Origin of the sequence: Nocardiopsis changdeensis, assembly GCF_018316655.1 — a bacterium.
Lineage (GTDB): Bacteria > Actinomycetota > Actinomycetes > Streptosporangiales > Streptosporangiaceae > Nocardiopsis > Nocardiopsis changdeensis.
In genome coordinates, this window is sequence record NZ_CP074133.1 from 2,503,743 (window position 1) to 2,530,197 (window position 26,455).

Annotated in this window: 26 protein-coding genes; 17 read left to right on the plus strand and 9 right to left on the minus strand. The window is 72.7% G+C overall.

The genetic code is table 11. The features are described from left to right. Positions 1-47: 47 nt before the first annotated feature. Complete coding sequence (locus tag KGD84_RS11360; protein WP_220560247.1) at positions 48-1,007, plus strand: TIGR03557 family F420-dependent LLM class oxidoreductase; 960 nt, start codon at positions 48-50, stop codon at positions 1,005-1,007. Here the strand turns inward: KGD84_RS11360 and KGD84_RS11365 are convergent. Further along, positions 991-1,404, minus strand: coding sequence for a cupin domain-containing protein (locus KGD84_RS11365; protein WP_220560248.1), 414 nt, complete (start codon positions 1,402-1,404; stop codon positions 991-993). The genes KGD84_RS11360 and KGD84_RS11365 overlap by 17 nt on opposite strands. 52 nt (positions 1,405-1,456) lie before the next feature. On the opposite strand from KGD84_RS11365, the gene KGD84_RS11370 reads away from it, so the two are divergent. Next, the gene (locus KGD84_RS11370) at positions 1,457-2,419 is read left to right on the plus strand and encodes a GlxA family transcriptional regulator (protein ID WP_255646454.1); all 963 of its coding nucleotides are present in this window, start codon (positions 1,457-1,459) and stop codon (positions 2,417-2,419) included. A 28-nt stretch (positions 2,420-2,447) separates the two neighbouring features. Here the strand turns inward: KGD84_RS11370 and KGD84_RS11375 are convergent, their stop codons facing one another. Then, the gene (locus KGD84_RS11375; RefSeq protein WP_220560249.1) at positions 2,448-3,140 is read right to left on the minus strand and encodes a MerR family transcriptional regulator; all 693 of its coding nucleotides are present in this window, start codon (positions 3,138-3,140) and stop codon (positions 2,448-2,450) included. Between the two features lie 85 nt (positions 3,141-3,225). On the opposite strand from KGD84_RS11375, the gene KGD84_RS11380 reads away from it, so the two are divergent. From KGD84_RS11380 to KGD84_RS11395, 4 genes are all read left to right on the plus strand, one after another. Next, positions 3,226-3,843: a stage II sporulation protein M gene (locus KGD84_RS11380; protein WP_220560250.1), complete on the plus strand. Its 618-nt coding sequence runs from the start codon at positions 3,226-3,228 to the stop codon at positions 3,841-3,843. A 22-nt stretch (positions 3,844-3,865) separates the two neighbouring features. Continuing rightward, entirely contained in the window at positions 3,866-4,234 is a 369-nt protein-coding gene (locus KGD84_RS11385) for a VOC family protein (protein ID WP_220560251.1), read from the plus strand. Positions 4,235-5,355: 1,121 nt separating this feature from the next. After that, positions 5,356-6,552, plus strand: a complete 1,197-nt coding sequence (locus tag KGD84_RS11390; protein ID WP_220560252.1) for an MFS transporter — start codon at positions 5,356-5,358, stop codon at positions 6,550-6,552. A 105-nt stretch (positions 6,553-6,657) separates the two neighbouring features. Then, the gene (locus tag KGD84_RS11395; protein WP_220560253.1) at positions 6,658-6,981 is read left to right on the plus strand and encodes a DUF5713 family protein; all 324 of its coding nucleotides are present in this window, start codon (positions 6,658-6,660) and stop codon (positions 6,979-6,981) included. Positions 6,982-7,050: 69 nt separating this feature from the next. On the opposite strand, the gene KGD84_RS11400 is transcribed toward KGD84_RS11395, so the two are convergent. The 5 genes from KGD84_RS11400 to KGD84_RS11420 form a co-directional block, all read right to left on the minus strand. Then, positions 7,051-7,476 carry an Hsp20/alpha crystallin family protein gene (locus KGD84_RS11400; protein ID WP_220560254.1) on the minus strand — a complete coding sequence of 142 codons (426 nt, stop codon included), beginning with the start codon at positions 7,474-7,476 and terminating at the stop codon, positions 7,051-7,053. A gap of 171 nt (positions 7,477-7,647) precedes the next feature. Continuing rightward, positions 7,648-8,532, minus strand: a complete 885-nt coding sequence (locus KGD84_RS11405; protein ID WP_220560255.1) for a sirohydrochlorin chelatase — start codon at positions 8,530-8,532, stop codon at positions 7,648-7,650. Continuing rightward, positions 8,529-9,230, minus strand: a complete 702-nt coding sequence (locus KGD84_RS11410; protein ID WP_220560256.1) for a phosphoadenylyl-sulfate reductase — start codon at positions 9,228-9,230, stop codon at positions 8,529-8,531. The genes KGD84_RS11405 and KGD84_RS11410 overlap by 4 nt, the downstream gene beginning before the upstream one ends. A gap of 2 nt (positions 9,231-9,232) precedes the next feature. Beyond that, complete coding sequence (locus tag KGD84_RS11415) at positions 9,233-9,427, minus strand: hypothetical protein (protein ID WP_255646456.1); 195 nt, start codon at positions 9,425-9,427, stop codon at positions 9,233-9,235. Positions 9,428-9,631: 204 nt separating this feature from the next. Next, positions 9,632-11,329: a nitrite/sulfite reductase gene (locus KGD84_RS11420; protein WP_220560257.1), complete on the minus strand. Its 1,698-nt coding sequence runs from the start codon at positions 11,327-11,329 to the stop codon at positions 9,632-9,634. 551 nt (positions 11,330-11,880) lie between these two features. On the opposite strand from KGD84_RS11420, the gene KGD84_RS11425 reads away from it, so the two are divergent. The 6 genes from KGD84_RS11425 to KGD84_RS11450 all read left to right on the plus strand — a co-directional run bounded on the left by KGD84_RS11425 (position 11,881) and on the right by KGD84_RS11450 (position 17,718). Then, positions 11,881-12,891 carry a YihY/virulence factor BrkB family protein gene (locus KGD84_RS11425; RefSeq protein ID WP_220560258.1) on the plus strand — a complete coding sequence of 337 codons (1,011 nt, stop codon included), beginning with the start codon at positions 11,881-11,883 and terminating at the stop codon, positions 12,889-12,891. A 248-nt stretch (positions 12,892-13,139) separates the two neighbouring features. Continuing rightward, on the plus strand, positions 13,140-13,517 hold the full coding sequence (locus KGD84_RS11430; protein WP_220560259.1) for a hypothetical protein: 378 nt from the start codon (positions 13,140-13,142) through the stop codon (positions 13,515-13,517). 5 nt (positions 13,518-13,522) lie between these two features. Further along, complete coding sequence (locus KGD84_RS11435; protein WP_220560260.1) at positions 13,523-14,275, plus strand: hypothetical protein; 753 nt, start codon at positions 13,523-13,525, stop codon at positions 14,273-14,275. Then, on the plus strand, positions 14,272-15,090 hold the full coding sequence (locus KGD84_RS11440; protein ID WP_220560261.1) for a hypothetical protein: 819 nt from the start codon (positions 14,272-14,274) through the stop codon (positions 15,088-15,090). Before KGD84_RS11435 ends, KGD84_RS11440 begins: the two co-directional genes overlap by 4 nt. 372 nt (positions 15,091-15,462) lie before the next feature. Then, the gene (locus KGD84_RS11445) at positions 15,463-16,905 is read left to right on the plus strand and encodes a hypothetical protein (protein ID WP_220560262.1); all 1,443 of its coding nucleotides are present in this window, start codon (positions 15,463-15,465) and stop codon (positions 16,903-16,905) included. Positions 16,906-16,935: 30 nt separating this feature from the next. Beyond that, positions 16,936-17,718, plus strand: coding sequence for a hypothetical protein (locus KGD84_RS11450; RefSeq protein WP_220560264.1), 783 nt, complete (start codon positions 16,936-16,938; stop codon positions 17,716-17,718). Positions 17,719-17,847: 129 nt separating this feature from the next. Here the strand turns inward: KGD84_RS11450 and KGD84_RS11455 are convergent, their stop codons facing one another. Next, a complete protein-coding gene (locus KGD84_RS11455; protein WP_220560265.1) occupies positions 17,848-19,041 on the minus strand; it encodes an MFS transporter in 1,194 nt (397 codons plus the stop codon). Positions 19,042-19,348: 307 nt separating this feature from the next. Between KGD84_RS11455 and KGD84_RS11460 the strand changes: the two genes are divergently transcribed. After that, positions 19,349-19,909 carry a GNAT family N-acetyltransferase gene (locus KGD84_RS11460; RefSeq protein WP_220560266.1) on the plus strand — a complete coding sequence of 187 codons (561 nt, stop codon included), beginning with the start codon at positions 19,349-19,351 and terminating at the stop codon, positions 19,907-19,909. A 128-nt stretch (positions 19,910-20,037) separates the two neighbouring features. After that, the gene (locus tag KGD84_RS11465; RefSeq protein ID WP_220560267.1) at positions 20,038-21,345 is read left to right on the plus strand and encodes a phosphoribosyltransferase family protein; all 1,308 of its coding nucleotides are present in this window, start codon (positions 20,038-20,040) and stop codon (positions 21,343-21,345) included. Positions 21,346-21,486: 141 nt separating this feature from the next. Here KGD84_RS11465 and KGD84_RS11470 read toward each other — a convergent pair whose 3' ends face one another. After that, positions 21,487-21,786 carry a WhiB family transcriptional regulator gene (locus tag KGD84_RS11470; RefSeq protein WP_017588640.1) on the minus strand — a complete coding sequence of 100 codons (300 nt, stop codon included), beginning with the start codon at positions 21,784-21,786 and terminating at the stop codon, positions 21,487-21,489. An 822-nt stretch (positions 21,787-22,608) separates the two neighbouring features. Here KGD84_RS11470 and KGD84_RS11475 point away from each other — a divergent pair. The 3 genes from KGD84_RS11475 (at position 22,609) to KGD84_RS11485 (ending at position 26,352) form a co-directional block, all read left to right on the plus strand. Next, on the plus strand, positions 22,609-23,016 hold the full coding sequence (locus tag KGD84_RS11475; RefSeq protein ID WP_220560268.1) for a YccF domain-containing protein: 408 nt from the start codon (positions 22,609-22,611) through the stop codon (positions 23,014-23,016). A gap of 126 nt (positions 23,017-23,142) precedes the next feature. Further along, positions 23,143-24,540 (plus strand): AI-2E family transporter, encoded by a 1,398-nt coding sequence (locus KGD84_RS11480; RefSeq protein WP_220560269.1) that lies wholly within the window; start codon positions 23,143-23,145, stop codon positions 24,538-24,540. A 213-nt stretch (positions 24,541-24,753) separates the two neighbouring features. Continuing rightward, positions 24,754-26,352: an ABC-F family ATP-binding cassette domain-containing protein gene (locus KGD84_RS11485; protein WP_220560270.1), complete on the plus strand. Its 1,599-nt coding sequence runs from the start codon at positions 24,754-24,756 to the stop codon at positions 26,350-26,352. Positions 26,353-26,455 lie beyond the last annotated feature (103 nt).

Sequence of the window (26,455 nt, forward strand, 5' to 3'; positions counted from 1 at the left end):
TCGCTGGGCAGTGGCACCCCTGCGCCATCCGACCGAGAGGAGCCATCGTGGAGATCGGGTTCAAGCTCATGGCCGAGCGGTACAGCGTCCCCGAGCTGGTGCGCCAGGCGATACGCGCCGAGGAGCTCGGGTTCGGCTTCGTGGAGATCAGCGACCACTACCACCCCTGGCTGTTCGAGCACGGGCACTCGCCCTTCGCCTGGTCGGTGATGGCGGCCATCGCGCAGGCCACCGAGAACATCCGCATCGGCCCCGGGGTGACCTGCCCGTCGATGCGGTACCACCCGGCGATCGTCGCCCAGATGTCGGCCACCACGGCGGTGCTGTCGGGCGGACGGCACTTCCTGGGCGTGGGCTCGGGGGAGCGGCTCAACGAGCACGTCGTCGGCGACGCCTGGCCCTCGGTCACCGTCCGGCACGCGATGCTGCGGGAGTCGCTCCAGATCATCCGCATGCTGTGGACCGGGGGGTACCACTCCTTCGAGGGGGAGTACCTGACCCTGGACGACGCCCGGGTGTTCGACCTGCCCGACACCCCGCCCGAGATCATCGTCGCCGCCGGCGGCGAGCAGGCCGCGGCCCTGGCCGCCGAATACGGCGACGGGCTGTTCGCGACCGAGCCCAAGCCGGAACTGGTGGAGGCCTACCGGGCCGCCGGGGGCGACGGGCCCCGGTACGTGGAGGTGCCGCTGGCCGTCGCCGACGACGTGGACACCGCCCTCCAGCGGGCCCGGGAGGGGTTCCGGTTCGGCCTCAGCGGCTGGAAGGTGATGGCGGAGCTGCCCAACCCGGTCAACTTCGAGGCCGCCACCGCGCTCGCCACCCCGGAGGACATGCGCCAGATGGCGTCCGCCGGCCCGGACCCGCAGGAGCACCTCGAGCAGGTCCGGACCTTCGCCGAGGCAGGGTTCGACCACCTGGTCCTGATGAACGCGGGGGCCGACCCGGACGACTTCTTCGCCTACGCCGAGGAGAACCTGCTCCCCGAGCTCACGTCCGCCCCCTGACCGGGACCTCCAGCGGGTGGCCGACGGTGGCGTCGATGTGGTCGGGGACCTCTCCCTCATGGTCGCCCACCGTCAGCGTCCCGGTGGGCTCGAACAGCAGGATCGAGGCGCCGCCGTCGGACTCGGGCCGGTGCTCGACTCCGCGCGGCACCACGAACACCGAGCCGGGTCCCAGCGCGACCACCCGCTCCTCCGCGCCCTCGCGCAGCCGGATGCGCAGGTCGCCGTCGATCACCAGGAAGAACTCGTCCGTGTCCCGGTGGGCGTGCCAGACGTACTCGCCGCGCACCTTGGCCACCCGGACGTCGTAGTCGTTGACCCGGGCCACCACACGCGGGCTCCACAGCTGCTCGAAGGAGGCCAGCGCCGCGGCCAGGTCGATGGGTTCGTCGCTCATGGACGCCATCCTCCCGGTGGCGCCCCGGCCGCGGAAGTGCTAGGAATCGCACATGCCGCAAGATTCCTCGCACCGGGTGGCGCTGATCGTGGACGCCGGGTCCAACCCGTTCGAGATGGGCGTGGCCACCGAGCTGTTCGGGCTGCGCCGCCCGGAGATCGACCGGACCTGGTACACGCTCACCGTCTGCTCGCCCACCCCCGAGGTGCCGGTGCACCTGGGGCTGTTCACCCTGGCCGGCCTCGCGGGCCTGGACGCCGCGGCCGGGGCGGACACGGTCATCGTGCCCAACCGCCCCGACCCGTGGACGCCGCCCCGCCCCGAGGTGCTCGCCGCCGTGCGCACGGCCCACGCCCGCGGGGCGCGCCTGGTGAGCTTCTGCACGGGCAGTTTCACGCTGGCGGCCGCGGGCGTGCTGGACGGGCGCCGGGCGGCCACCCACTGGCGGCACGAGGAGCTGTTCGCCCGGCTGTACCCGAAGGTGCGGCTGGAGCGCGACGTGCTGTTCGTGGACGACGGCGACGTGCTCACCGCCGCGGGCAGCGCGGCCGCCCTGGACCTGGGACTGCACCTGGTCCGGCGCGACCACGGCGCGGAGGCGGCCGCCTCCGTGAGCAGGCGGCTGGTGTTCACCGCGCACCGGGAGGGCGGCCAGCGCCAGTTCGTACCCGCTCCGCTCCCACACCCCGCCGACGTTTCACTGGCGCCGGTCCTCGACTGGGCGCGCGAACGCCTGGGCGAGCCCCTCACCGTCACCGACCTGGCGGCCCGCGCCGCGGTGAGCCCGGCGACCCTGCACCGGCGCTTCCGCGCCGAGCTGGGCACCACCCCGCTGGCGTGGCTGCGTGCGGAACGGGTCCTCTCCGCCCGGCGCCTGCTCGAACGCACGGACCTCGACCTGTCCTCCGTGGCCCGGTCCAGCGGCCTGGGCACCCCCGCCAACCTCCGCGAGGCGGTCCGCGCGCACACCGGCCTCAGCCCCTCGGCCTACCGCTCCGCGTTCCGTCTCACCTGAGCAGCGGGGACCGGCCCGATCCTCCACCTCATGTGGCCATGAGCCCGACCAGGCGCTCGAGCACACGCAGCTGCGCCGGGTTGTACAGTTCCGCAGCCGCCTCGGCCATCGCCTGCGCCGCCCTCCGGGGACCCCGCGGCGAGTCCGCCACCGGGTCCGGGCCCTCCGCCCGCGCACGGAGGGCCGCCGGCAGCAGCCGCTCGGCGAGATCGGCCACCACGGCGTCATCCGCGTCCGCGGGCAGCGCCTCGAACTCCCGCTCGGCCTCGTCCGGGGTGCCGATGAGCTCGCGGAACTCCGCGAGGTACCTCTCGCTGAACACGGTCGAATAGACCGCCAGCAGCGACCGCTGCCGCTCCGACAGGTCACCGTAGACCGAGGCGAAGCCGGGCGGGGCGTACACCGACGCGCGGTGCCGCAGGATCACGGCCAGCTCCTCCCGCACCCGGACCAGCCGGTCGATCCTCGCCTCCAGGTCCGCGTCCAGCGCCCGGATCGCCTCCTCCGGCTCGTCCTCCACCGCCGCGATCTCCGACAGCGGGATCCCCAGGTCGCTCAGCCGCCTGATCCGCACCAGCCGCACCAGGTGCGGAACGCCGTACTGCTTGTATCCGTTGGCCGTCCGCTCCGGGACGTCCAACAGGCCGATCTCGTGGTAGTGCCGCACGGCCTTCACCGTCGTTCCGGCGAGCTCGGCGACCTGCCGGGTGCTCCACGCCATGCGCCCCTCCTCGGTTCGTGCTCCGGTCCACCCGTTCCCGCCCCGGGCTTGACCATGCCCCAGGGGCACGGTCTGGAGTGGACGCATGCGCCACCTTCGAGAGCCCTTCCGGATCATCCGAGCGAACCTCGGTGCCTACCTCGCCATGAACGCGGTCATGTTCGGCCTCTTCTTCGCCGGCGTCGCCGCGGCGCTCGCCTTCCCCGACCTGCACGCGGCGCAGATCACGTCCATGGAGCAGGACGGCACGGCGGACCTGGTGGGCGAACTGCTCGGGAACGTCTGGCTGTTCGGCCTGACCATCCTCGCGGTCAACGTGCTGACGGTCGCTGTGGCGACCATCCTGCTGCCCTCGATGATCGTCCCCTTCGCCGGCATCGTCCTCTTCGCCTACCGGGCGTTCGGCTTCGGGCTGTCCCTGGCCCCGGTCGACGCCACCGCGGCGAAGATCCTGATCCCGCACTCCCTGACCATCCTCATCGAGTTCCAGGCCTACGTCCTGGTCATGCTCGGCGCCTACCTCCTGGGCCGTGCCTGGCTGCGCCCCGCGTCGGTCGGCGCCGACACTCGCCGCCAGGGGTACCTCCGCGGCCTCGGACAACTGGGCCGCCTGCTCCCGCCCGCGCTCGCCCTGTTCGTGATCGGCGCCGCGTACGAGGCCTTCGAGATCATCTACCTCGTCCCCCCGCTGCTCCTGGGTTGACCCCTTCGGGCAGAATCGGGTGATGCTGAACATCGGATCGGTCGTGCTGGGCGTCTCCGACGTGGCCCGTGCGACGGCCTTCTGGACCGCGGCCCTCGACTACACGCCCCGCGACCCCGGCACCGACCGCTGGGTCGTCCTGGTCCCCACCAGGGGACCGGGCGTCCAGGTCGCGCTCGGCCTGAGCGACGTACCCGTCCAGGAGCACCCCCGGGTCCACCTGGACCTCTACGCGAAGGACGCCGCCGACCAGGCCGCCGAGGTCGAACGGCTGGTGGCCCTGGGCGCCGAACGCGTCGACTGGGACCTCTACCCCGAGGACCCCGACTTCGTCGTCCTCGCCGACCCCGAGGGCAACCGCTTCTGCATCATCGACACCAGCCGCTCCTGACCCCCAACCCCCAGGGAACCCCCCGCCCCAACCGGAGGGCATCGCAGCACCCCACCCCGGGGGTGTCCACCCGCCGGGGCCCACTCCATCCGGAGGGCATCGCACCTCCTCCGCCCCCGGGGGCCGGCCACCCGGGTGCCGGCCACCCCCGGAGGCCATCGCAGCACCCCCACCCCCGGGGGGATTCCCACCGGGGGTGGGCCATACCCGGAGGGCATCGCAGCACCCCCTGAGGGGGTCCCCACCCGGGGGCCGGCCATAGCCGGAGGGCGTCGCAGTGCCTCCGCTGCAGGGGGTTTCCCGCCCGACTTGGGTGGCCCGCCATAGTCGTGTCAGGCCAGTGGGGCCCCTGACCCCAGGGGGTCTTTGCCGAGGTAGTTGTAGGTTTCCAAGAGGCCGGCCGCTTGGGGTGGGCGGTCCGCGCCGGGTGGGCCCGGCCCCGGCCGCAGTCGGTGTCCGGCAGACCGGCAGGCGGGTGCGTTGGGCGCGCGTGGTGGGTGGTGGGGGTGTGACTGCCGGAGCCGGGTGCACGCGGAGCGCGCACACCCGCACCGCTTGGAAAGGTTGTGGGCGCCGGCGGCGGTGCGGGCGCTCCACGCTGTTGCCTACTCCCGCGGATGACCGCGGTACCGGTCAGTGCCGGGGGTGAAAGCCGCACGTTTCCGCGACCCCGGCCCCAGACCGGGCACAGGACCGCACACCTCCACCGCAGGGGGTGAAGGCCGCGCGTACTCGTGGCATCAACCCGAGGGGGTGAGGGAGGAGGGACCGCGACCCTCGCCCGAGGGGGTTTCGCCGCACGTATCCGAAACCCCAGCCACAGCCCGAGCACAGGACCTCGCACCTCAGCTCAAGGGATGAAGGCCGCCCAAACCCGCAGCATCAACCCGAGGGGGATCAGGAGAGAAAGAACCGCCCACCCCCACCCGTATCCCCACACAACGCCCCCGATACGATTCCCCCTGTCGCCCCCTCACCGTTCACCCGCCCACCTCCCTCGCTCTAACCACCCCACGTCCCACGTCCGACGTTCAACGTCCGACACCACCAAGGGACGAGTGATCCCGTGATGGGACCACCCCCGGGATGCAGCGCCAGGGAGCACGGCGCGAGAGGAGACCATGGCCGAGCCGACGGAGTCCGCCGCCGAACCTCCCGAACGCACACGCTGGCTCTGGGCCCTGCTCGGCAGTGTGGTCCTCACCCACACCGCCCTCAACCTCACCCGCCCCCTCATCTCCTACCGCACCATCGCCGTCGGCGGCGACGCCGTCGAGGTCGGTCTCATCACCGCCGCCTACGCGCTCCTGCCCCTGGTCATCGCCGTCCCGCTGGGCCGGGCCACCGACCGCTCGGCGCGCATCGCCTGGATCGTCGGTCTGGGCTCGGTCATCCTCGCCGCGGGCGGTCTCCTGCTCTCCCTGGTCGACGGGCTGGCGGGCCTGGCTCTGGCCAGCACCGTCGTCGGCGTCGGCCACCTGCTGTGCATGGTCGCCGGGCAGGGCCTCATCGCCCGACACTCCCGCCCGGAGAACCTGGACCGCGACTTCGGCTGGTTCACCGCCGCCGCCTCCCTGGGCCAGCTCGCCGGCCCCCTGATCTCCGGCGCCATCCTCGCCGACGCCTCCGGGGACGCCCTGCTCGCGGCCACCTCCACCGCCCTGGTCGTCGCCGGGGCCGTCGCCGCCCTGGGCGCGCTGCCGCTCCTCGCCCTGTTCCGGCTGAGCCCGGTCCGGCGCACCGCCGAACAGAAGGCCGCGCCGCCGGTGCCCACCCTGGACCTGCTGCGCCGCCGCCGGATGCCCTCCGCCCTGCTGGCCAGCCTGGCGCTGCTGTCCGCGGTGGACATCCTCACCGCCTACCTGCCCCTCATCGCCGAGAGCCGGGACATCCCCCCGGTGCTCGTCGGCGTCCTGCTCAGCCTGCGCGCGGGTTCCTCGCTGCTCTCCCGCCTGACCCTGCCCTGGATGCTGCGCCGCTGGTCGCGCAAGACCCTCATCGTCGCCAGCACCGCGGTCGCCGGACTGTCGCTGATCCTGGTGGCCCTGCCGCTGGGCGGGTTCGCGGTGCTGGCCCTCGTGCTGGGCCTGGGCGGGTTCCTGCTCGGCCTGGGCCAGCCGCTGACCATGGCCGAGGTGACCACCCTGGCCCCGGAGGGCGCACGCGGCTCCGCCCTGGCACTGCGCATCTGGGGCAACAGGCTGGGCCAGGTCGCCATCCCCGCCGCCGCGTCCGCGGTCGCCGGGGCGGTGGGCGCCCCCGGCGCCCTGCTGTTCTCCGCCGCCGTCCTCATCACCGCGGCCGTCACCGCCCGCTGACCGCAACCGCCACAACCCGCCGGCCCGGCCCGTCCCCACCAACGGTGTCTGTCGTACCCGACCGCCAGGATGGCCGCGCGACCCCGCCCCCGACAAGGAGACGCCATGGCCGACGACCCCATCTACCTGGAGGGCATGGAGGACGACCCCGCCTTCCCCGACCACCTGGTGGCCAAGGGCAGGTCGATCCTGCTCGCTCTCCACGAGCGCATCGGGTTCGAGCGCCCTGCCGACCTGCCCGCGCTCTACGTGCTCACCCATGCGGCCACCGAGGAGTTCAACGCTCTCCAGGAGGAGTTCTGGGAGGCGGGCGGCGACATCGACACCGTCATCCGGGAGGCCATCGCCCTCTCCTTCGAGCACGTCATGAAAGCCCACGGATTCGCCGACGCGGACCTGGAGGAGGCTCTGGCCCCCCGCGACTGGTGACGCACAAAAGGGGCCGCGCCCTCGCGCGGCCCCGGCCCCCCAGGAGCGAGAAAGAGAGGCGTCCGCCCGTCACGCCTTGATCGAGGCCTGCTCCCGCCCGGCGTCGTGCCCGACCACGATCTTGCGGGCCTTGGACTGCTCGGCCACCGGGATCCGCAGCGTGAGCACGCCGTCGGCGTAGTTCGCGGTGATCCGGTCGGTGTCCAGGGTGTCCCCGAGGAAGACCTGGCGGCTGAACGTGCCGCTCGGCCGCTCGTTGACGATCAGCTCCAAGCCCTCGCGGCGCAGGCCGGGGCGTTCCGCCTTGACGGTGAGGACGTTGCGCTCGACCTCGAGGTCGATGCTCTCGGGGGAGACCCCCGGCAGGTCGAAGTGGACCACGAAGTCGTCGTTCTCACGGTAGGCGTCCATCGGCATGACGGCCGGTCGGCCGTTCTCCAGCAGACGCTGGGTGATCCGGTCGAACTCCCGGAACGGATCGGTGCGCATCAGCATCGCTCGTCACCTCCAAGTGCCTTCGACATCATCGTCGATGACTTGATGCGAACACACTCAACTTTATTGATCACCCAAGGCTTGTCAAGTCCCGAACGTACAAAGCGGGCGGGACCCGGAAGGTCCCGCCCGCCTCGCCTAACGGCGCGTCAGAGCTTCATACGTCAGCACTCAGACCAGCACGTGATGCTCCGCCAGTGCCGCGTCGTACCGCTCCCACACGATCTCCGCCAGCTCCGGAGCCGCGCCCAGCGCCTCCGACACCACGGTCGATCCGGCCGCTCCCTCGGCGCCGGCCACCTCGATCGATCCCACCGGCCCCACCGCCTCCGCCACGACCTTCGCCTCCGCCACCGTCACGGCCTCCGCTTCCGCCTCCGCCACGACCTCCGTCACCGCCACCGCCTCCGCCTGCTCACGGACCCGGTCGGCGAAGAACCCCGGGGCCAACAGGTAGGTGGCCACCGCCACCCGCCGCGCCCCCCGGGCGTACGCCGCGGCGACCGCCTCGGCCGGGGTGGGCCGCGCCGCCGACGCGAACGCCGCCACCGCCTCCCGCCACGGCCCGCGCGCAGCCAGCTCCGCGGCCACGGACTCCACCGTCGCGTTGGCCCCGGGGTCGCTCGACCCCGCCGAGGCCACCACCAGCGCGGTGTCCGGGGCCGCGGTCGCGCCGGCCTCGGCCAGCCGCCGCTCCACCGCCGCCACCAGGCCCGCGTGCGGCCCCAACGTGCCGGCGTAGCGCACCCGCACCCACGGTCCGGTCTCGCGCGCCCGCTCCAGCACCTTCGGCAGGTCCACCTTGCTGTGGTAGGCCGCCGTCAGCAGCGCGGGCAGCACCACGACCTCGCCCGCGCCCTCGGCGGCCAGCGCCGCCAGGGCGTCCCGCACCGACGGGGCCGTGTGGTCGAGGTAGGACACCCGCACGTCTGCCTCCGGCCGCAGCGCGCGCACCCGCTCGAACAGCGCCTCCACGGCCACCGCCGACCGCGGGTCGCGGCTGCCGTGCGCCACCGCCAGCAGCGGCGGCGCGGGGCGGGGCCCGTCGCCGGTCACAGATGGATCCCGCACTCGGTCTTGCCGCTGCCCGCCCAGCGGCCGCTGCGCGGGTCCTCGCCCGGGGCCACCCGCCGCGTGCACGGCTCGCAGCCGATGGAGGGGTACCCGTCGTACTGGAGCGGGTTGATGATCACCCCGTTCTCCTCGATGTAGGCGTCGACCTCCTCCTGGGTCCACCGGGCGATCGGGTTGACCTTGGTCATCCGCTTGCGCCGGTCCCACTGCACGATCGGGGTGTCGCGGCGGGTCACCGAGTCGGCCCGGCGCAGCCCGGTCAGCCACGCGCTGTAGGGCGCCAGCGCCTTCTTCAGCGGCTCCACCTTGCGCAGGTGGCAGCAGATGCCCGGGTCGCGCCCGTGCAGCCGCGGGCCCAGCGCCAGGTCCTGCTCGGCCACGGTGCGGGTCGGCTCGACGTTGATCAGGGTGATGTCGTAGATCGAGGCCACGGCGTCGCGGGTGCCGATGGTCTCGGGGAAGTGGTATCCCGTGTCCAGGAAGATCACGTCGATGCCGGGGACCACCTTGGAGGCCAGGTCGACCATGAGGGCGTCGGCCATGGACGAGGTCATGCACAGGCCGTCGCCGAACGTCTCGGCGGCCCACGCGATGATCTCCTGGGCGGTGGCCTCCTCCAGCTCGCGCGATGCGCGCTCGGCGAGCTCGGGACCGCCCACGGGGGTGATGGTGGCGTTCATTCCTACCCTTCCGTCGGTCTAGAAGGTGCGTCGCCGAACGAGGCGGACCGCAGGCCCACGTACTTGACACGGAAGACCCGGGCGCAGGACAGGCAGGCCCAGGGGTAGCCCTCGCCCTTGACGGGGGCGCCCTCCTCGGGCACCAGGTCCTCGTCCCCGCAGTAGGGGCAGTAGTAGGGTGCGGCCCTCTCGGACACGGCGCACCTCCTCCAATCGGGGATGTCGCGGATGGTGGATTCGGCGGGCCGGACGCGCGCACGCGCCCGACCCACCCGGAGCCGTTCGGACCCGGTCCCAACACCGGACCCGGTCCCAGACCCAAGCCCGGACCCGACCTCAGACCCAAGCCCGGCTCCAAGCCCAGACCCGGACCCGAGCCCGAACAGCCCCGCCCTGCTTCCCTACTTCAGGTCGTCCTCCGCGGCCCGGCCCACCCAGGCCGCGAACGACTCCCCGTCCTTCCTCTGGTCCTGGAACCGGCGCAGCACCCGCTCCACGTAGTCGGGCAGCTCCTCGGCGGTGGACTTGAGCCCGCGGACCTTCTTGCCGAAGGCCGCGTCCAGGCCCATGCCGCCGCCCAGGTGGATCTGGTAGCCCTCCACCTGCTCGCCGCGGTCGTTCATCACCAGCTGGCCCTTGAGGCCGATGTCGGCGACCTGGATGCGCGCGCACGAGTTCGGGCACCCGTTGACGTTGATGGTCAGCGGCTCCTCGAAGTCGGGCAGCCGCTTCTCCAGCTCGTCGATGAGGGTCGACGCCCGCCCCTTGGTCTCGACGATCGCCAGCTTGCAGAACTCGATGCCGGTGCACGCCATCGTCTGGCGGCGGAAGGTGCTGGGCCGCACCTGGAAGTCCTCCGCCTCCAGGGCCGCGGTGATCGACTCGACCCTGTCCTCCTCGATGTCGAGGATGACGAGCTTCTGGTCGGCGGTCGTGCGGATGCGGTCGGAGCCGTGCGCCTCGGCGATGTCGGCGATCCGGTCCAGCGACGTGCCCGAGACTCGGCCCACCTTGGGCGCGAACCCCACGTAGAACCTTCCGTCGCGCTGGCGGTGCACGCCCACGTGGTCGCGGCGCAGGCCCTGGTCCAGCACCGGGGCCGGGCCGTCGGGCAGCGCGTAGCCCAGGTACTTCTCCTCCAGCACCTGCCGGAACTTCTCCGCGCCCCAGTCCTTGATGAGGAACTTGATGCGGGCGCGGGTGCGCAGCCGGCGGTACCCGTAGTCGCGGAAGATCGCGCAGACCCCCGCCCACACCTCGCTCACCTGGTCGGGGCGGACGAAGGCCCCCAGCCGCAGCGCGAACATCGGGTTGGTGGACAGCCCGCCGCCGACGAACAGGTCGTAGCCGGCCTCGCCCGCCTCGTTCCGCACGCCCACGAACGCGACGTCGTTGATCTCGTGGTTGGTGCAGTACACCGAGCAGCCCGCGATGGACGTCTTGAACTTGCGCGGCAGGTTGGAGTACAGCGGGCTGCCGATGTGCTCCTCGTAGATCTGGAAGATCTCCGGCGTCCCGTCCAGCACCTCGTCCTCGGCCACTCCGGCCAGCGGACAGCCCATGATGACGCGGGGGGTGTCACCGCAGGCCTCGGTGGTGGACAGGCCCACCGACTCCAGCCGGTCCCAGATCTCCGGCACGTCCTCGACCCGGATCCAGTGGTACTGGACGTTCTGCCGGTCGGTGATGTCGGCGGTGTCGCGGCCGAAGTCGCGGGAGATGCCCGCGACGGCGCGCAGCTGGGCCACCGACAGCTGGCCGCCGTCGATGCGCACCCGCAGCATGAAGTAGCGGTCGTCCAGCTCCTCCGGCTCCAGGACCGCGGTCTTGCCGCCGTCGATGCCGGGGGCGCGCTGGGTGTACAGGCCGAACCACCGGAAACGGCCGCGCAGGTCAGCGGGGTCGATCGAGTCGAAACCGCGCTTGGAGTAGATGTTGATGATCCGATCGCGGACGTTGAGCCCGTCGTCGTTCTTCTTGTTCTCCTCGTTCTTGTTCAGCGGCTCGCGGTAGCCGAGGGCCCATTGGCCCTCGCCGCGGCGGCGACGCGGCTTGGCCGCCGTCGCCGTCCGACCGTTCTGCGCGGAAGAGGGAGGCATCGCGGGTGTCTCCGATGGGGTCACGGGGTCCGTACGGCCCCGGCGCCCGCACCGCTACGGCCCGTCGGCGCCGCACATCGTCGTGCAGGTGCCACGGGTCGGAATCCGCGTGTGTGGGATGCGAAGAGAAAGGGGAGAGCGCCGGTGCCGCGCGCACCCCTGGGGTGCGTCAAAAAGGCGGCGAGATTAACCGACGCTGCAACAGATGGCGCTGCGGACCCGCAGGAAGTCCACGTGGCGACGCACGCAGAGCATGGGGTCCAGGGCAGCGATCATGAAATGAGAATGTCATGTGCGCGCGTCCTTTGTCCAGGCGGGTCCGGAGGGCTCCCGAGTGAGTCACGTCACTCGGCGAAGGGCGTCGCACACCACCCGCCCCCGCTGCCCGCCACGCGTCGCAACCCACCCGCCACCGCCACCCGCCGCGCCACGCGGCCCACCCGCCATGCCGCCCGCTCACCCACCCACTCACCGCTCACCGCACATCCCAGACCACTCCCCGGGCGGTGCGCGGTCCCGGCGTCCGCCCCCGGACCGCTAACGTTCTCCCCGTGGTGGGTTTCTGGGAGGGGCTGTGGCGGATCACCGACGCCTGGCTGAGGCGCCGCCCCCGGCTGCGCGGCGGTCTGCTGCTCGTGCTGCGCACCGTCCGGGCCTTCTCGCGTGACCGGGTCGTCGGCCTGGCCGCCGAATCCGCCTTCTTCACCCTGATCTCGCTGCCCGCGCTGCTGCTGGGGCTGCTGGGCGTCCTGGTCCCGCTGGCGCCGGTGCTGGGGGAGGGCACGGTGGAGGAGATCCGCGGGCTCATCCTGGACAGCACCGCCCAGATCCTCACCCCCGACACGGTCGAGAGCGTGGTGGCCCCGCTGGTGGACGACCTCCTCCAGGGCGTCCGGGGCGGGGTGCTGTCGGTGACCTTCCTGGTGTCGCTGTGGTCGGGGTCGCGGGCGATGAACGTGTTCATCCGCTCCATCACCATCTCCTACGGCCTGGAGGAGCTGCGCGGCTGGATCACCCAGCGGGTGCTCGCCTTCGTGGCCTACCTGGGCGGGCTGGCGTTCGCCCTGCTGGTGCTGCCGGTCCTGGTGGCCGGTCCCGACCTGGTCCACCGGCTGCTGCCGATCACGGTGGGGCGGCTCAACCTGCTGTACTGGCCGACCGTCGCGGTGCTGGCCACGGCCGCCGTCACGATGCTGTACACCCTGAGCATCCCGGTGCGCACCCCGCTGTGGCGGCACTTGCCGGGGGCGCTGCTGGCGACGACGGTGCTCATCACCGGGTCCATCGGGCTGCGCGCCTACCTGGACGCCTCACTGGCGCAGGTGAGCCTCTACGGCTCGCTGGCCGCGCCGATCGCGATCCTGGCCTGGCTGTTCGTGATGGCGGTCGCGGTGCTGGTGGGGTCGTCGTTCAACGCCGAGATCGACGCCATGTGGCCGACGGTGCGCACCGCCGCGGCCCGTGCCGAGATCGCCAACCGCCGCTTCGAGCGCGCCGACCGCCTGGTCCGCCGCCGCGAGCAGGCGGTCATCGACACCATCGTCGAGAACAACGGCCGCTGACCGGAACCGGTCAGAGCGTACGCCGTACACCCGAACGCGACGGCACGTCGGTATGTTCGAGGTGCCTCCGGAGGGCGGGCCGCGCCCCCGCCGCCCCCCGCACCCGGACGGCTGGAAAGGGCATCCCCCATGACCTCCGCCCCGTCCACGCCCCGCGCCTTCGTCCCGTCCCGCATCCCCGCCCCGTCCGCTCTCCGTGCCTCCGCCCTGTCCGCGCCCCGCGCCTCCTTCCGGGGGAGGGGGCGCCGGTGAAGGCCTCCCAGCTGCTGCGGCAGATCGCGATGGCGGCGGCCCTGGTCTCCGTGATGCTGGCCGCGTCCTTCCGCGCCTTTTACCCCGGCTACCCCGGCACGGTCCCGTGGCCGGCCACGGTGCCGCCCGCCCTCCTCCTGGCCCTGGCGCTCGCCCTGGTCGCCGACGCCGACCCGGATCCCACACCGGGGGAGCGGCGGCGCCTGCACACGGGGGCCGTCGCGGCGGACACCGTGTCCCACCTGACCGTCGAGCCCGGCGGCCCCGGAGGCACGCCCTACGCAGGCCACACGCCCCGGCCGGAGGAGCACATCCTCCTCACCCCCGGCGAACCCGCCGCGCCCCCGGCCCCCGGGCCCCGATCCGGAAGGTGATCGCCTTGAAGGACCTCCGCTGGTTCCCCGCCGTGACCACCCACGCGTTCTTCGGCATGCTGCTCCACAACTGGATCCTCACCTCCATGGAGTCCGCGGCGCGCGAGATCACCCTCGGAGCCGGTCTCGCCCTGAGCTGGTTCCTGTTCTTGGTGGTCGTGTTCTCCCTCCTCCCCTTCCAGGGGACCCGGGGGCGTCCGGGATCCTCGGCCCGGGCGGTGAGGCCGGTGGTCGGAGCGGGAGCGCTCGTCCTGGCCGCGGGCCATGTCCTCCTCCTGCCGCTCGGCCTCTGGTACACCGTGCGTTACGAAAGCCTGGGCCTGCTCCCCCTGCTCGTGACCGCTGAGACGATCGGGCTCCCCGCCCTGGCCGTGCTGCTGTGGCAGCGGCCCTGGCGTCGTCCGGAACGGGCGGCGGGCCGTCCGGAGGTGCCCAAGCTCCTCGGCCTGCGCGATCCCGCCCGGATGCCCCCCGGGTGGGTTCCGGTGGTGTTCTACAGATCCGATCTGTTCCCGCACAACCTCAGGGACCACCCCCTGGAGATCGACGGGGACCGGGTCGGGGAGCTGACGCCGGGGGAGAGCCTGGTCATCGGCCTGCCGCCGGGGGAGCACACGGCACGGATCCCGGTTTCGCCCGGTAAGTACCCGTTCTCGTTCGCGGCGGTCCCGGGGCGCACCGTCCACCTCTACGTCGGCGCGGACACCCGTATCGCCCTGTGGAATCCGACCGTCACGCGGCAGGAGCACTCCGCATGACCCCCGCGCCTCCCGAACAGCGGCGTCCACTGCCCGGGGTGGGCGACCACACCGCCCGGACCGTGCTCGCGGTGTCCGGTGCGGCGCTGCTCGGGTCGGTCCTGTACGACCTGGCCCTCGTCTTCCCACCGGCGTCCGGCGCACCGCTCGAACCCGGCGGGCTCACCCTCGTGCTCATGGTCCTCCTGGTCTCGTGGACGACGCTCGCGGTCCGCCTGGTCCACGCGGTCAGGGCTCCCGGGCCGCGGCCCCGCGACGCGCGGACCGACGCCGACCTGCGCGGGTCCCTGCTCTTCCTGGCCCTGTGCGCGGCCAACGCGCCCGTCGCGCTGTGGCTCACCGCCCTGCGCGACGCGCTGGTCTTCTCCGGGCTCCTGCTCTTCCCGTGGGGGGCGGCCGTGTGGGCCCTGGTCCTCCTGCTCCGGGGGCGGCGCGACGCGGAGCGCGAGCCGGTCGCCGCCCCGCCGGAGGTGCCCAAGCTCATCGGTCTACGCGACCCCGCGCGGATGCCCTCCGGCTGGAGCCCTGTGGTGTTCCACGCGCACGGCGGCTTCGCCGAGGACCCGCCCCTGGAGGTGGACGGCGGCCACGTCGGCTTCCTCGCCTCCGGCGGCACCCTCGTCGTCGGCTTGCCGCCCGGCGCCCACACCGTCCGGGTACAGCGCCGGGGGTCACTCCCGTACCCCTTTTCGGTCGTACCTGGCGGTATCGTGCATTTCACGGTCACCAGCGGACCGAACTTCGGTCCGCCCGGCCCCGGCTTCCGCATCCTTCCGCATGTCACGGGGCCCACGGGAGACCAGGGCCCGGCGTGAACCGTGGGAGACCGGTGGCCGGATTCGGCCAGTTACGGTGTGAACTCATCGACACATCCGCGTGTCCATATGAACGTGACCACGGGAGGGCGGGTCGGGCGGCCCTCCCCGCGTTCCGAAGACATGCCAGGTCAGGGGAAGGGGAGCGGGAACACCGTTGACCGCACAGCGCGTCGTGTCCGCTACCGGCCGCCCGTACCCGGGTGGGCCGTGTCCGTCACGATCAGTATCATCGCGTTCAGCATTGGCTTCGTGCACGTCGACACCGGCGTCCGGTGACCTCCCGGGCCCGGTCCCGCCGTCGCCCCCGACTGACGTTCCCCGTCACCCGCACACGAACAGGTCCACCCTTCCCATGCCTTCGGAGGCACCATGAGCCGGGCGTCCCGTCCGGGGCATCCCCGGCCCACCGCCGTCATCGCCATCGCCCCGGACGAGCGCAGCGCAGAGATCGTCATCGAGGGACAGCGCCAGGTCGTCACCGGCGGCGTCCCCAAGGAGACCCGGCGCGCGGCGCTGGACGTCGCCACCGGCTACGCCGCCAGGATCGGCCAGCCGGTGCTCATCGACGCCCGTGACAGCAACGGCTACTGGAACCTGGTCGCCACCCCCGACGGCGTCGTGCAGGCCGCCGACCGGCTCCCCCCGACGGGTGGGCCCGCTCCCACCGCGCTCCGCCCCCCGGCGCCCGCCGAGCGGCCCGGGCGCGGCAGGCGGGGCCTGGTCATCGCGAGTGCGGCGGCGCTCGCCGTGGTGCTCCTGGGCGGCGCCGGCTTCGCCGCCTGGAACCTGATCCCGGGCGACGACCCCGCCGCGCAGACCACCACGACCGAGGCGCAGGTCCTGGGCCACCCGGCCCCGCCCGGCTACGGCGACACCGTGGAGTTCTCCGAGGCGCTCGCCCCCGGCAGCCAGCCCGGCGTCTCCCGCGACGGCGACCTGATGGCCTTCATGGACCCCGACGAGCGGCTCACCCTGTTCGACGCCTCCGGCGAGCGCCTGTGGTCGGCCGCCCTCCCGGCCGCCTCCACCGAGTTCCTGGGCCCGCCCCGGTTCGTCGACTACGACGGCGAGCCCGCGGTGGTCATGGAGACCACCGGGACCCTGTGGTTCTGGCCGGTCGCGGGCGGTGCGCACACCAGCATCACCCTGCCGGAGGACGCCTCCACCCAGTACGTGGGCTCCTCCGCGCTGGTCCGCAGCGGCGACGACGCCCTCGTGCCGACCGGCGGCGAGCTGGCGCCGGTCGAGGTCCCCGGCGGGGCGGCGCCGATGCTGGCCGAGGGCGCCGAGGTGCTCACCGCGGTGCGCACCGGTGCCTGGACCTGGGTCGACCCCGAAGGGGAGGTCGCCGAGGTCACCGCCCGCCGCCCCGAGAACGCCGGTGAGATGGAGTCGGTGGTCACCGCCCTGCGCGAGTACGTGATCGTCCGCTGGGAGCCGCTGCGCGACGAGGGGGCCGTGCTGGCCTTCCACGACAGCCGCGACGGCTCCGTCATCGGCGCGGCCGAGATCGACCCGGCCGACCTGGAGGACGTGCGGCACCGCTCCGGCCCCATCGGCACCGCCGCCGTCTCCTACGGCCCGGTCGTGATGGACCCCGAGACCGGCACCACCGCGGTCGTCCCCGGGTTCGAACCGCAGGTGGCCGTCGGCGCCACCGTGTTCGGCCAGCTCGGCGGCGCCCCGGCGGCCGTGGACACCGCGGGCGAGGTCCGCAGGCCGGACCCGGCCTCGGCCCAGCCCGCCGGCCTGCTCGGCGGCAACGCCATCGTGGTCCACGAGGACCACCTCTATGCCATCCCCTCTCAGTAGCAACCCCCGATAAAAGAAGAAAGGAGTGGGATGACCCCCAAGAAGCGTGCACTGACCGTGACCGCGGCCGGCCTGTTCATGGCCGGGTTCTCGGTGAGCCCTGCGTTCGCCGAGACCATCGAGGAGACCGCCCCTGCGGCCGCTCCCGAAGCGGCCCAGCAGGTCACCGAACCCCAGGTCCTTCCTGAGGTCCCGGTCGTCACCCCCATCGTCGGCGGGATCGCCGAAGGCGTCGGAGAACTCTTCGACACCCCGCCCTCCCCGGACCCCGGTGGCGGCGACGACGGCGGTGACCCCGGCGAGGGTGAGAACCCCGGTGGCGGTGACCCCGGTGAGGGTGAGAACCCCGGCGGTGGAGACCCTGGCGAGGGTGAGAACCCCGGCGGTGGTGACCCCGGTGAGGGTGAGAACCCCGGTGGCGAGGACCCCGGCGGTGAGGACCCGGGTGGTGAGGACCCGGGTGGTGAAGACCCGGGTGGTGAAGACCCCGGCGGTGAAGACCCGGGTGGCGAGGACCCGGGTGGTGAAGACCCCGGTGGCGAGAACCCCGGCGGGGAGAACCCCGACCCGGGTGACGGCGGGAACCCCGGTGACGACGACGGTGACGAGAGCCAGGCTCCCGGCACCAGCACTCCCGGCAGCACCTCTCCGGTGACCGCCGGCACCTCGGGTTCCAGCGGGACCACCCCCACCCTGCCGACCACCGGTGTCGACATGGAGGGCTTCGTCCTGGGCGGTGCCATCGTCACGGGCATCGGCGCCATCGCCCTCTGGGCGGGCGCGCGCCGTCCCTCCGCGATGCTGGCGGAGTAACACGGCGGATCGGCACGGTTCCGCCGGCCGTCGCCCGGTGAGGGCGCGGACCACGTGCACGGGCCCCCGGACGCCTCGGCGTCCGGGGGCCCGCACCGTTCCTCCGGCCCTTCGCCTCCCCGCTCCTCCTCAGGCGCGCGGGCGCAGCACCGGGGCGAGCAGGAACGCGAACACCCCGGCCGCCGCGATCGTCCACAGCGCGGTCCCCAGCGCCGTCGCGTCCGCGATCAGGCCCACCGCCGGCGGGAACGCCAGGAAGCCCGCGCGGCCCAGCCACCCGACGATGGTCACCCCGTCGCCGGTGCGCACCCCGGGCACGTTCCCGGCCGCCGCCAGCGTCAGCGGGAACAGCGTGGACACCCCCAGGCCCATCACCCCGAACCCGATGACCGTCGTCGCCTGGTGCGGCAGCGCGAGCGCCAGCGCGATCCCGCCCGCCGCCAGCAGGCCGCAGGCCCGGCCCACGGTCGCGGCGCCGAACCTGTCGGTGACCCGGTCGCCCAGCAGGCGGCCCACCACCATCATCGCCTGGCAGGCCACGAACGGCATCGCCGCCAGGAACAGGGAGGCGTCCAGTTCGTCGGCCATGTACACCGCGCCCCAGGACGCCGCGGAGTCCTCGATGCCCCCGGCCAGCATCAGCAGCACGCCCAGCGCGACGAGCAGCAGCACCGCGCGCCCGGGGATGCGCGGACGCCGTCCGTCCGCCTCCCGCGCGCCGTCGGCGCGCTCACTGTCCTCGGGGCCGGGCAGCAGCATCCGGCTCACCGTCAGGTTCACCGCCACCAGCACCACCGCCGTACCGCCCAGGTGCCACAGGATCGGCACCCCGGAGCCGGCCATGACCGCGCCGAGCAGGCCGCCGGAGACCGCGGCCAGGCTCCACACCGCGTGGAAGGTGTTGATGATGGTCCGCCCGTACCGGCGCTGCACCCGCAGCCCGTGCGAGTTCTGCGCCGAGTCCGTCCAGGCGTCGGCGCAGCCCATGACGAACAGGGCCCCCGCCAGCGCCCACCAGTTCTGTGCCAGCGCGATGAATGGAAGCGCTCCCAGCGACAACAGGCTGGTCCCCACCGCTGTGGGCCCGCTTCCGAAGCGGTGGATCAGCGGCCCGGCGAGCATCCCGGTCAGGATCGCGCCGGTCGGCATCGCCGCGATCGCCAGCCCCAGCTCGGCGTTGCTCAGCCCCAGCCCCGACTTGATCGCCGGAAGCCAGGGGACCGCGTTGGTGTAGGTGAAACCGTTGACGAAGAAGAGGGTGGAGACCGCGAGCCTGGCCCGGCGGGCCTGCCGGGGCGGGGCGGTGGTCTTCGGGCTGTTCATGCGTCTCCCACGGGTGGCCGTTCGATGCCTGCGGATGCTATCGACTCCGGTCCGGGTCCGGCCATGCGATTCCCGGCCCCCGCGATCTCCCCTCCGGTGGGCTTGCGATCCGCCGCCGTTCCGATTTACATGGGGATTCCGCTCAGTAACGGAGAAGCCCCCGACGACCCCCGACGACTGCACACGGTCACCACCGCACCCGGTCCCAGCCCCCAGCGACCCGCTCACGCACAGGGCACGGGCCCCGACGCCGACTCCCTCACCCCGGCCGCCGTTCCGCGGCGCCCGGCCGGAACCGGAAGAGCCCATGATCAATACGAGCGCGCTGCGAGACAAACCCACACTCACCGGAAAGCACGTGCGCCTGGTGCCGCTGGGCCCCGAGCACACGGACGCCTACTTCGCGGCGGGACTCGACGAGGAGATCCGCAGACTCACCGGGACCCACCACCACCTCACCTACGACGAGGCCCGGGAGTGGTGCCGCGGCCGCCCGCGGAGCCCGGACCGGCTGGACCTGGCCATCACCGCCCCGCACGACGGCCGCTACCTCGGCGAGCTGTCGCTGTACTCGGTGGCCCCGGAGAACGAGAGCGCCGGGTACCGCATCGCCCTGTCCGCACTGGAGTTCACCGGGCAGGGGCTGGGCCGGGAGGCCACCCGGATGGTGCTGGAGTACGCCTTCGAGCACGTCGGCCTGCACCGGGTGTGGCTGTACGTCTACGCCTTCAACATGAGGGCCATCGCCGTGTACCGCTCCTGCGGCTTCTCCGTCGAGGGGCGGCTGCGCGACTCGCTGCTGTGGGAGGGACGCCGCCACGACGCCCTGCTCATGGCCGTGCTGCGGAACGGGTACCGCAGGACCTGACCCGGGGGTTTTGACCGTGGCCGGGGTTGCAACCTCCGGCTCCCGGGGTATGTCCGGTACCACTTTTCCATCGGCTCCCTTCGACACGGCGAGAGGAGCGGCGCCCGAGCCCGGCGCCGGTGAGGCACATGAATCCGGTACCCGTTTCCCTGCCGTTCACCGACCGCTCCGAGGCGGGCCGCCGCCTGGCGGAGCGGGTCCGGCCGTACGCGGTCTCGGACCCCCTGGTCCTGGCCCTGCCCCGGGGCGGTGTCCCGGTCGGCGCGGAGCTGGCCCGCCGCCTCGACGCCGACTTCGACGTCCTGGTCGTCCGCAAGATCGGCCTCCCGGGCCACCCCGAGCTGGGGGTCGGCGCGATCGCCGAGGACGGGCGCGTCCTCTTCGACGACCTGGCCCTGGCCCGGATGCGGGTGCCCCGCCAGGCCCTGGCCGGGACGGTGGACGCCGAGCGCGCCGAACTCGACCGACGCCGCCGGGTCTACCGGGGCGAGCGCCCGCCCCCGGACATCGCCGGGCGCGACTGCGTGGTCGTCGACGACGGGGTGGCCACCGGCGGCACCGCCCGCGCCGCCCTGCGCATGGTGCGCCAGGCCGGCCCGGCCCAGCTGGTGCTGGCCGTCCCGGTCGCCTCCAGGGAGGCGATCGCGATGCTCAAGGAGGAGGCCGACGCCGTCGTGGTGCTCGGCGTCCCGGACAACTTCCGGGCCGTGGGGGAGTGGTACCGCGACTTCGACCAGCTCTCCGACGGCCACGTCACCGCCATCATGTCGGAGGTGGGGCGCAGCCACAGCCGGCCGGGCACGGCCCGGGGCGTGCGGGTGCGCGCGGGCGACGTCTACCTGGACGGCGACCTCACCCTCCCGGCGGCGCTGCGCGGCGCGGTGGTCATGGCGTTCGGGGAGGCGCGCGGCGATCCGCGCTGGCGGGCGATCGCCTCGGTGCTGCAACGGGCGGGGTACGCGACCCTGATGCTCGACCTGCTGGTGGGGGAGGAGCGCTCCTCGGTGGGCGGCGGCGCCGCGACGGAGGTGCTGGGCGAGCGGCTGAGCTCGGCCGTCACCTGGCTGCGCCGGGCCACCGACGCCGCCAGCGACCCGGTGGGGGTGCTGGGCTCGGGGGCCGGGGCCCCGGCCGCGCTCGTGACCGCCGCGCGGCGGCCGGGCGACGTGGCCGCGGCGGTGGTGCACGGCGGCCGGATCGACCTCGCCGAGCCCGCGCTGCCCGACGTGCGCGCCCCGGTCCTGGTGATGCTGGAGAGCCGCGACTCGTTCGTGCGCGAACTGGGGGAGTGGGCCCGGGGCCGGATGGGCGGGCCCACCGACCTCAAGGTGCTGTCGGGGGCCGAGGAACTGCTCCGGGGAGCCCGGGAATGGCGGCAGGTGGCGGTGGAGGCCCAGGACTGGTTCGACCGGTACCTCCCGCGCGGCCGGGGCTGAGGCCCGGACCCGGAGGGCGCCGGAGAACGAAGAACCCGCGCCGCCGCCGACGGAGTGTCGGGGCGACGCGGGTTTCGCACGGGGCCGGGGCCGCCGAGGAGGAAGATCGGCCGGATCGCGGTTGCGCGACCGCCTGAGGACTCAGGCGGCGTTGGCGCGACGCATACGACGACGGCGCTCGGAGGCGCGCTCGTCCTCGTTCAGGCCGCCCCAGGTGCCGTACTTCTCCGGACGCGAGATCGCATAGTCCAGGCAGTCGGTTCGAACCGGGCAGGCCGCACAGATCTCCTTGGCCTTGCGCTCGCGGATCTCCCGCTCCGGCTGGCGCTCGCCATCCGGGCCGAAGAAGAGCACAAGGTCCTCGCCCCGGCACGCGGCGGCATCCTGCCACCCCCAGCTCGGGCGGGGGCGCAGCGCGGCCTGCCGACGTACCTGAGACATGCTTGAACCACCTCTACTGAAATCACTAGTAAGCTGTCGGAAAAAGCTTCAGTCACCCAAAAGTCGGTCATGCGGCGTGAGCGACCCCGCACGACGCAAACGCCGAACGGTGCAGGCGATGTTCCCCGGTGTGGCTGAGACCACGAGAAGCACGCGAACCGAGCGGCGGTGATCGCCGACTGCGGGTGTGTTCTCACGCGAACGGCTCTCGGAGGCGGTGACGGCCATCCGTCCGAGCCGGTACGTAATCATGCCATCCCCACTCCCGATCGTGCACGGGGGGTGGGGAAATTACTCGCCCAACCGTTACCGAAATCTGATGCCTTGCGGCGGATCTCCGGTCGTTTGTCCGAGTTCGTCACTTATTGCAAGAACGAGTGCCTTGCGAAGGACACAGCACATCGTATGGGGCGATGTCGCTCCTGCCTAGGGGCTCCCCCTGATACGCCGATCACATTGCGGACACGGCACGTCACCGCGATTGGGTGGGACCGTATGTCCTCACCCTCCGTCGCCGCCCCCGGGGTGGCGGCCGGCGCGAACCCCCGCCCCCTGGGGGCCGACGGCGGCGACGGGCGACGGGCGGGAGGGCTGCGGCTGTAGGCCGTCCGTTGAGGGTGGTGGCGGGCGACGGGCGGGAGGGCTGCGGCTGTAGGCCGTCCGTTGAGGGTGGTGGCGGGCGACGGGCGGGCCCCTAGGGGAAGGACCAGGGGCGCGCAGGAGGAACAGGTCGTGGTGTCCGGGCGTCACACGCGATAGAAAGCGAAGGACACCCCGATACCGGGTCGTCCTCTGGCACCACCACAAGGAGTTCGAGTCGCCGTGGCCCTCCTGCGGTTCATCCTCAACGTCATCTGGCTCTTCGTCGCGGGTTTCTGGCTCGCGGTGGGCTACGCCTTCGCCGGGCTCATCTGCTGCATCCTCATCGTCACGATCCCCTTCGGCGTCGCCTCCTTCCGGATGGCCGGATACGCCCTGTGGCCCTTCGGCCGCGAACTCGTGCGCAAGCCCGGCGCGGGCGCGGGCAGCACCGTCCTCAACGTCATCTGGCTGATCGTCGCCGGCTGGTGGCTCACCCTGGGGCACATCGCCACCGCGATCGGCCTGGCGATCACCGTCATCGGCATCCCCATGGCCTGGGCCTCGCTCAAGATGATCCCGGTCGCGCTGGCCCCCTTCGGCAACGAGATCGTCGAGAGCGGCCGTCCCCGGGAACCCTGGCAGTTCTGACACCGTTCTCACGCCGACGGGTGCGAACCCCCCATCCCCCGGACGCATCACCCTCTACAAGAACCCCCGTGCACCCCTCCACCCCGTGACGGGGGGCACCCGCAGAAGTGAAGAAATGGAGTCGATGTGCAAGCCCAACGGCCGGGAGTCTGGGCGCTCCTGAACAAGTGGCTCGCCGCGCGCCGGGCCAACGAGGAGCGCCGGGCCAGGCTGGAGGCCGAGGAGCGCGAGATCGCCGAGGCCAGGCGCCGGGCCGAGGAGGCGGCGGCGCAGGCCGAGGCCGCCCCGCCGGACCTGCTGCGCCGGGTCAGCGACGTCGCCTGGCGGATGCTGCTCATCGGATTCGTCGCGGGCCTGCTGATCTACGCGCTGGTGTACCTGTCGGTGGTCACCCTGCCGCTGATCCTGGCGGTCTTCATCACCGCGCTGCTGATGCCGCTCGCCAACTGGCTGCGCCGCAAGGGGCTCGGCCGGGGGCTCTCCACCACGATCTCCATCGTGGTGGCGCTCATCGTCTTCGGCGGTGTCCTGACGATGATCATCATGCCGGCGGTCCAGGGCTCGGACGCCCTGGTCTCCAGCGTCACCGAGGGCCTGGAGGAGATCCAGAACCTCCAGCTGCCGTTCGGGCTGAGCCCCGAGATGTTCGAGCTCGACGACATGATCGCCGACGCCACCCGGCAGATCACCACCATGATCGAGGAGAACAGCAGCCAGCTCATCAGCGGCGCGTGGACCGCGGGCGCCGCGGTCGTCTCGATCCTGGTCGGCATCGTCCTCATCATCGCCCTGACCGTGTACTTCGTGCACTCGGGCGACCTGCTCATGGACTGGCTGCTCACCCTGCTCCCGCCGGGGTCGCGCCCCGGCCTGCAGCACGCCGGCAACGTCGCCTACAAGGTGATGGGCAACTACGTGCGCGGGGTGGCGGCGGTCGGCGCCATCGACGCCATCGGCATCGGTGTGCTGCTGATCTTCATCCTCGACCCCAGCCTGGCGATCCCGCTGATCGTGCTCACCTTCATCGGCGCGTTCCTGCCGATCATCGGTGCGTTCCTCAGCGGCCTGGTCGCCGTCCTGGTGACGTTCGTGACCGTGGACTGGGTCATGGCCCTGGTCGTGCTCGGCTGGGTGCTGCTCATCCAGCAGCTGGAGAGCAACCTCTTCGCGCCGCGCATCTACGGCCAGGCGCTGGAACTGCCCTCGCCGGTCGTGCTCATCGCGATCTCCATCGGCGCCGTCCTGGGGAACATCCCCGGCATGTTCCTGGCCACCCCCGTGGCCGCGGTGCTCGCCGCCCTGCTGCGCGACCGGCCGCCGGCCGCACCGGAGGAGCAGGAGGAGGCCGAGCCCGACGACCCCGGCTCCGCGCCGACGGAGAAGGCCAAGAAGAAGCAGGGGGTCATGGCCACGACGCCCTCCCCGGGGGAGGGCGCCGCCAAGACCGGGGCCAAGGCCGCTCCCAAGCCCGGCAAGGGGGACAAGAAGGAGGAGCGTCCGGAGGACCCGCCCTCCGACGGCTGACCCCGCCCCCGGGAATGTCCGGCGTCCCCGTTCCTGTTCGACAGGACGGGGACGCCGTCGTCCCGGGGAGAAAACCCCTGGCGGCGCTCCCGACCGCTGCCGTTAGGCTGGGTCGGTCGGCCCCCGCGCCACCGCTCCCCCGTCCGCCCGCACCGCCGCCGGACCGGCGCGCACGGCCGCCCGAACCGTCTCCACCTCGTAGGAAGCCCCATCATGCTGATCGCCACCGACCTCGAACTGCGCGTCGGTCCTCGCCTCCTGCTGGAGCCGACCACCTTCCGCGTCGCCGCCGGTGACCGCATCGGACTCGTGGGGCGCAACGGCGCGGGCAAGACCACGATGACCAAGGTGCTGGCGGGCGAGGGCCTGCCCACCGGCGGCACGGTCACCTCCTCCGGGAGCATCGGCTACCTGCCCCAGGACCCCCGCACCGGCGACCTCGACGTGCTGGCCCGCGACCGCATCCTGTCGGCCCGCGGCATCGACGAGGCCCTGCGCGGGCTGCGCGAGGCCGAGAAGAAGATGGCCAGCACCGACACCAAGACCCGCAACAAGGGCGTGCGCGCCTACGGGCGCTGGGAGGAGCGCCTGCACGTGCTGGGCGGCTACGCCGCCGAGTCCGAGGCCGCCGCCATCGCCTCCAGCCTGGGCCTGCCCGACAAGGTGCTGGGCCAGCCGCTGCGCACCCTGTCCGGCGGCCAGCGCCGCCGCATCGAGCTGGCGCGCATCCTGTTCAGCGGGGCCGACACCCTGCTGCTGGACGAGCCCACCAACCACCTGGACGCCGACTCCATCGTCTGGCTGCGCGACTTCCTCAAGTCCCACCAGGGCGGGCTCATCGTGATCAGCCACGACGTGGAACTGGTCGAGCAGGTGGTGAACAAGGTCTTCTACCTGGATGCCAACCGCAGCGTCATCGACATCTACAACATGGGCTGGAAGCAGTACCTGGCCCAGCGCGAGGCCGACGAGCGCCGCCGCAAGCGGGAGCTGGCCAACGCCGAGAAGCAGGCCGACACCCTGCGCAAGCAGGCCGACAGGTTCCGGTCCAAGGCGACCAAGGCGCGCGCCGCCCAGCAGATGCTCAACCGCGCCGATCGCATCATGGACGGCGTGGCGGGGGTGCGCCAGGCCGACCGCGTCGCCAAGCTGCGCTTCCCCGACCCGGCGCCGAGCGGGCGCACCCCGCTGATGGCGGAGGGGCTGTCCAAGTCCTACGGGTCGCTGGAGATCTTCACGGGCGTGGACCTGGCCATCGACCGGGGCAGCCGGGTCGTCATCCTGGGCCTCAACGGCGCGGGCAAGACGACCCTGCTGCGCCTGCTGGGCGGGATCGAGCAGCCCGACTTCGGGCGGGTGGTCCCCGGGCACGGGCTCAAACTGGGCTACTACGCCCAGGAGCACGAGACCCTGGACGTGGACCGCAGCGTCCTGGAGAACATGATGAGCGCCGCCCCGGACCTGCCGGAGGTCGAGGCGCGGCGCACCCTGGGCTCGTTCCTGTTCACCGGGGACGACGTGGACAAGCCCGCCGGAGTGCTCTCCGGCGGCGAGAAGACCCGGCTGGCCCTGGCCACGCTGGTGGTCTCCAGCGCCAACGTGCTCCTGCTGGACGAGCCGACCAACAACCTGGACCCGGCCAGCCGCGAGGAGATCCTGGCGGCGCTGCGCAACTACAAGGGCGCGATCGTGCTGGTCACCCACGACGAGGGCGCGGTGGACGCGCTCCAGCCCGAGCGGGTCATCCTGCTGCCCGACGGGGTCGAGGACGTGTGGAACGCCGAGTTCGAGGACCTCATCGCGCTGGCGTGAGCGCCGGCGGGGCGCCCGGGCGCCCCGGGGTGGGGGTGGACGCCCGGGGGACCGGTGAGGTTCACCCCTCCTCTTTTCGGTCGGTGTTTGCGGCGTTCCGAAA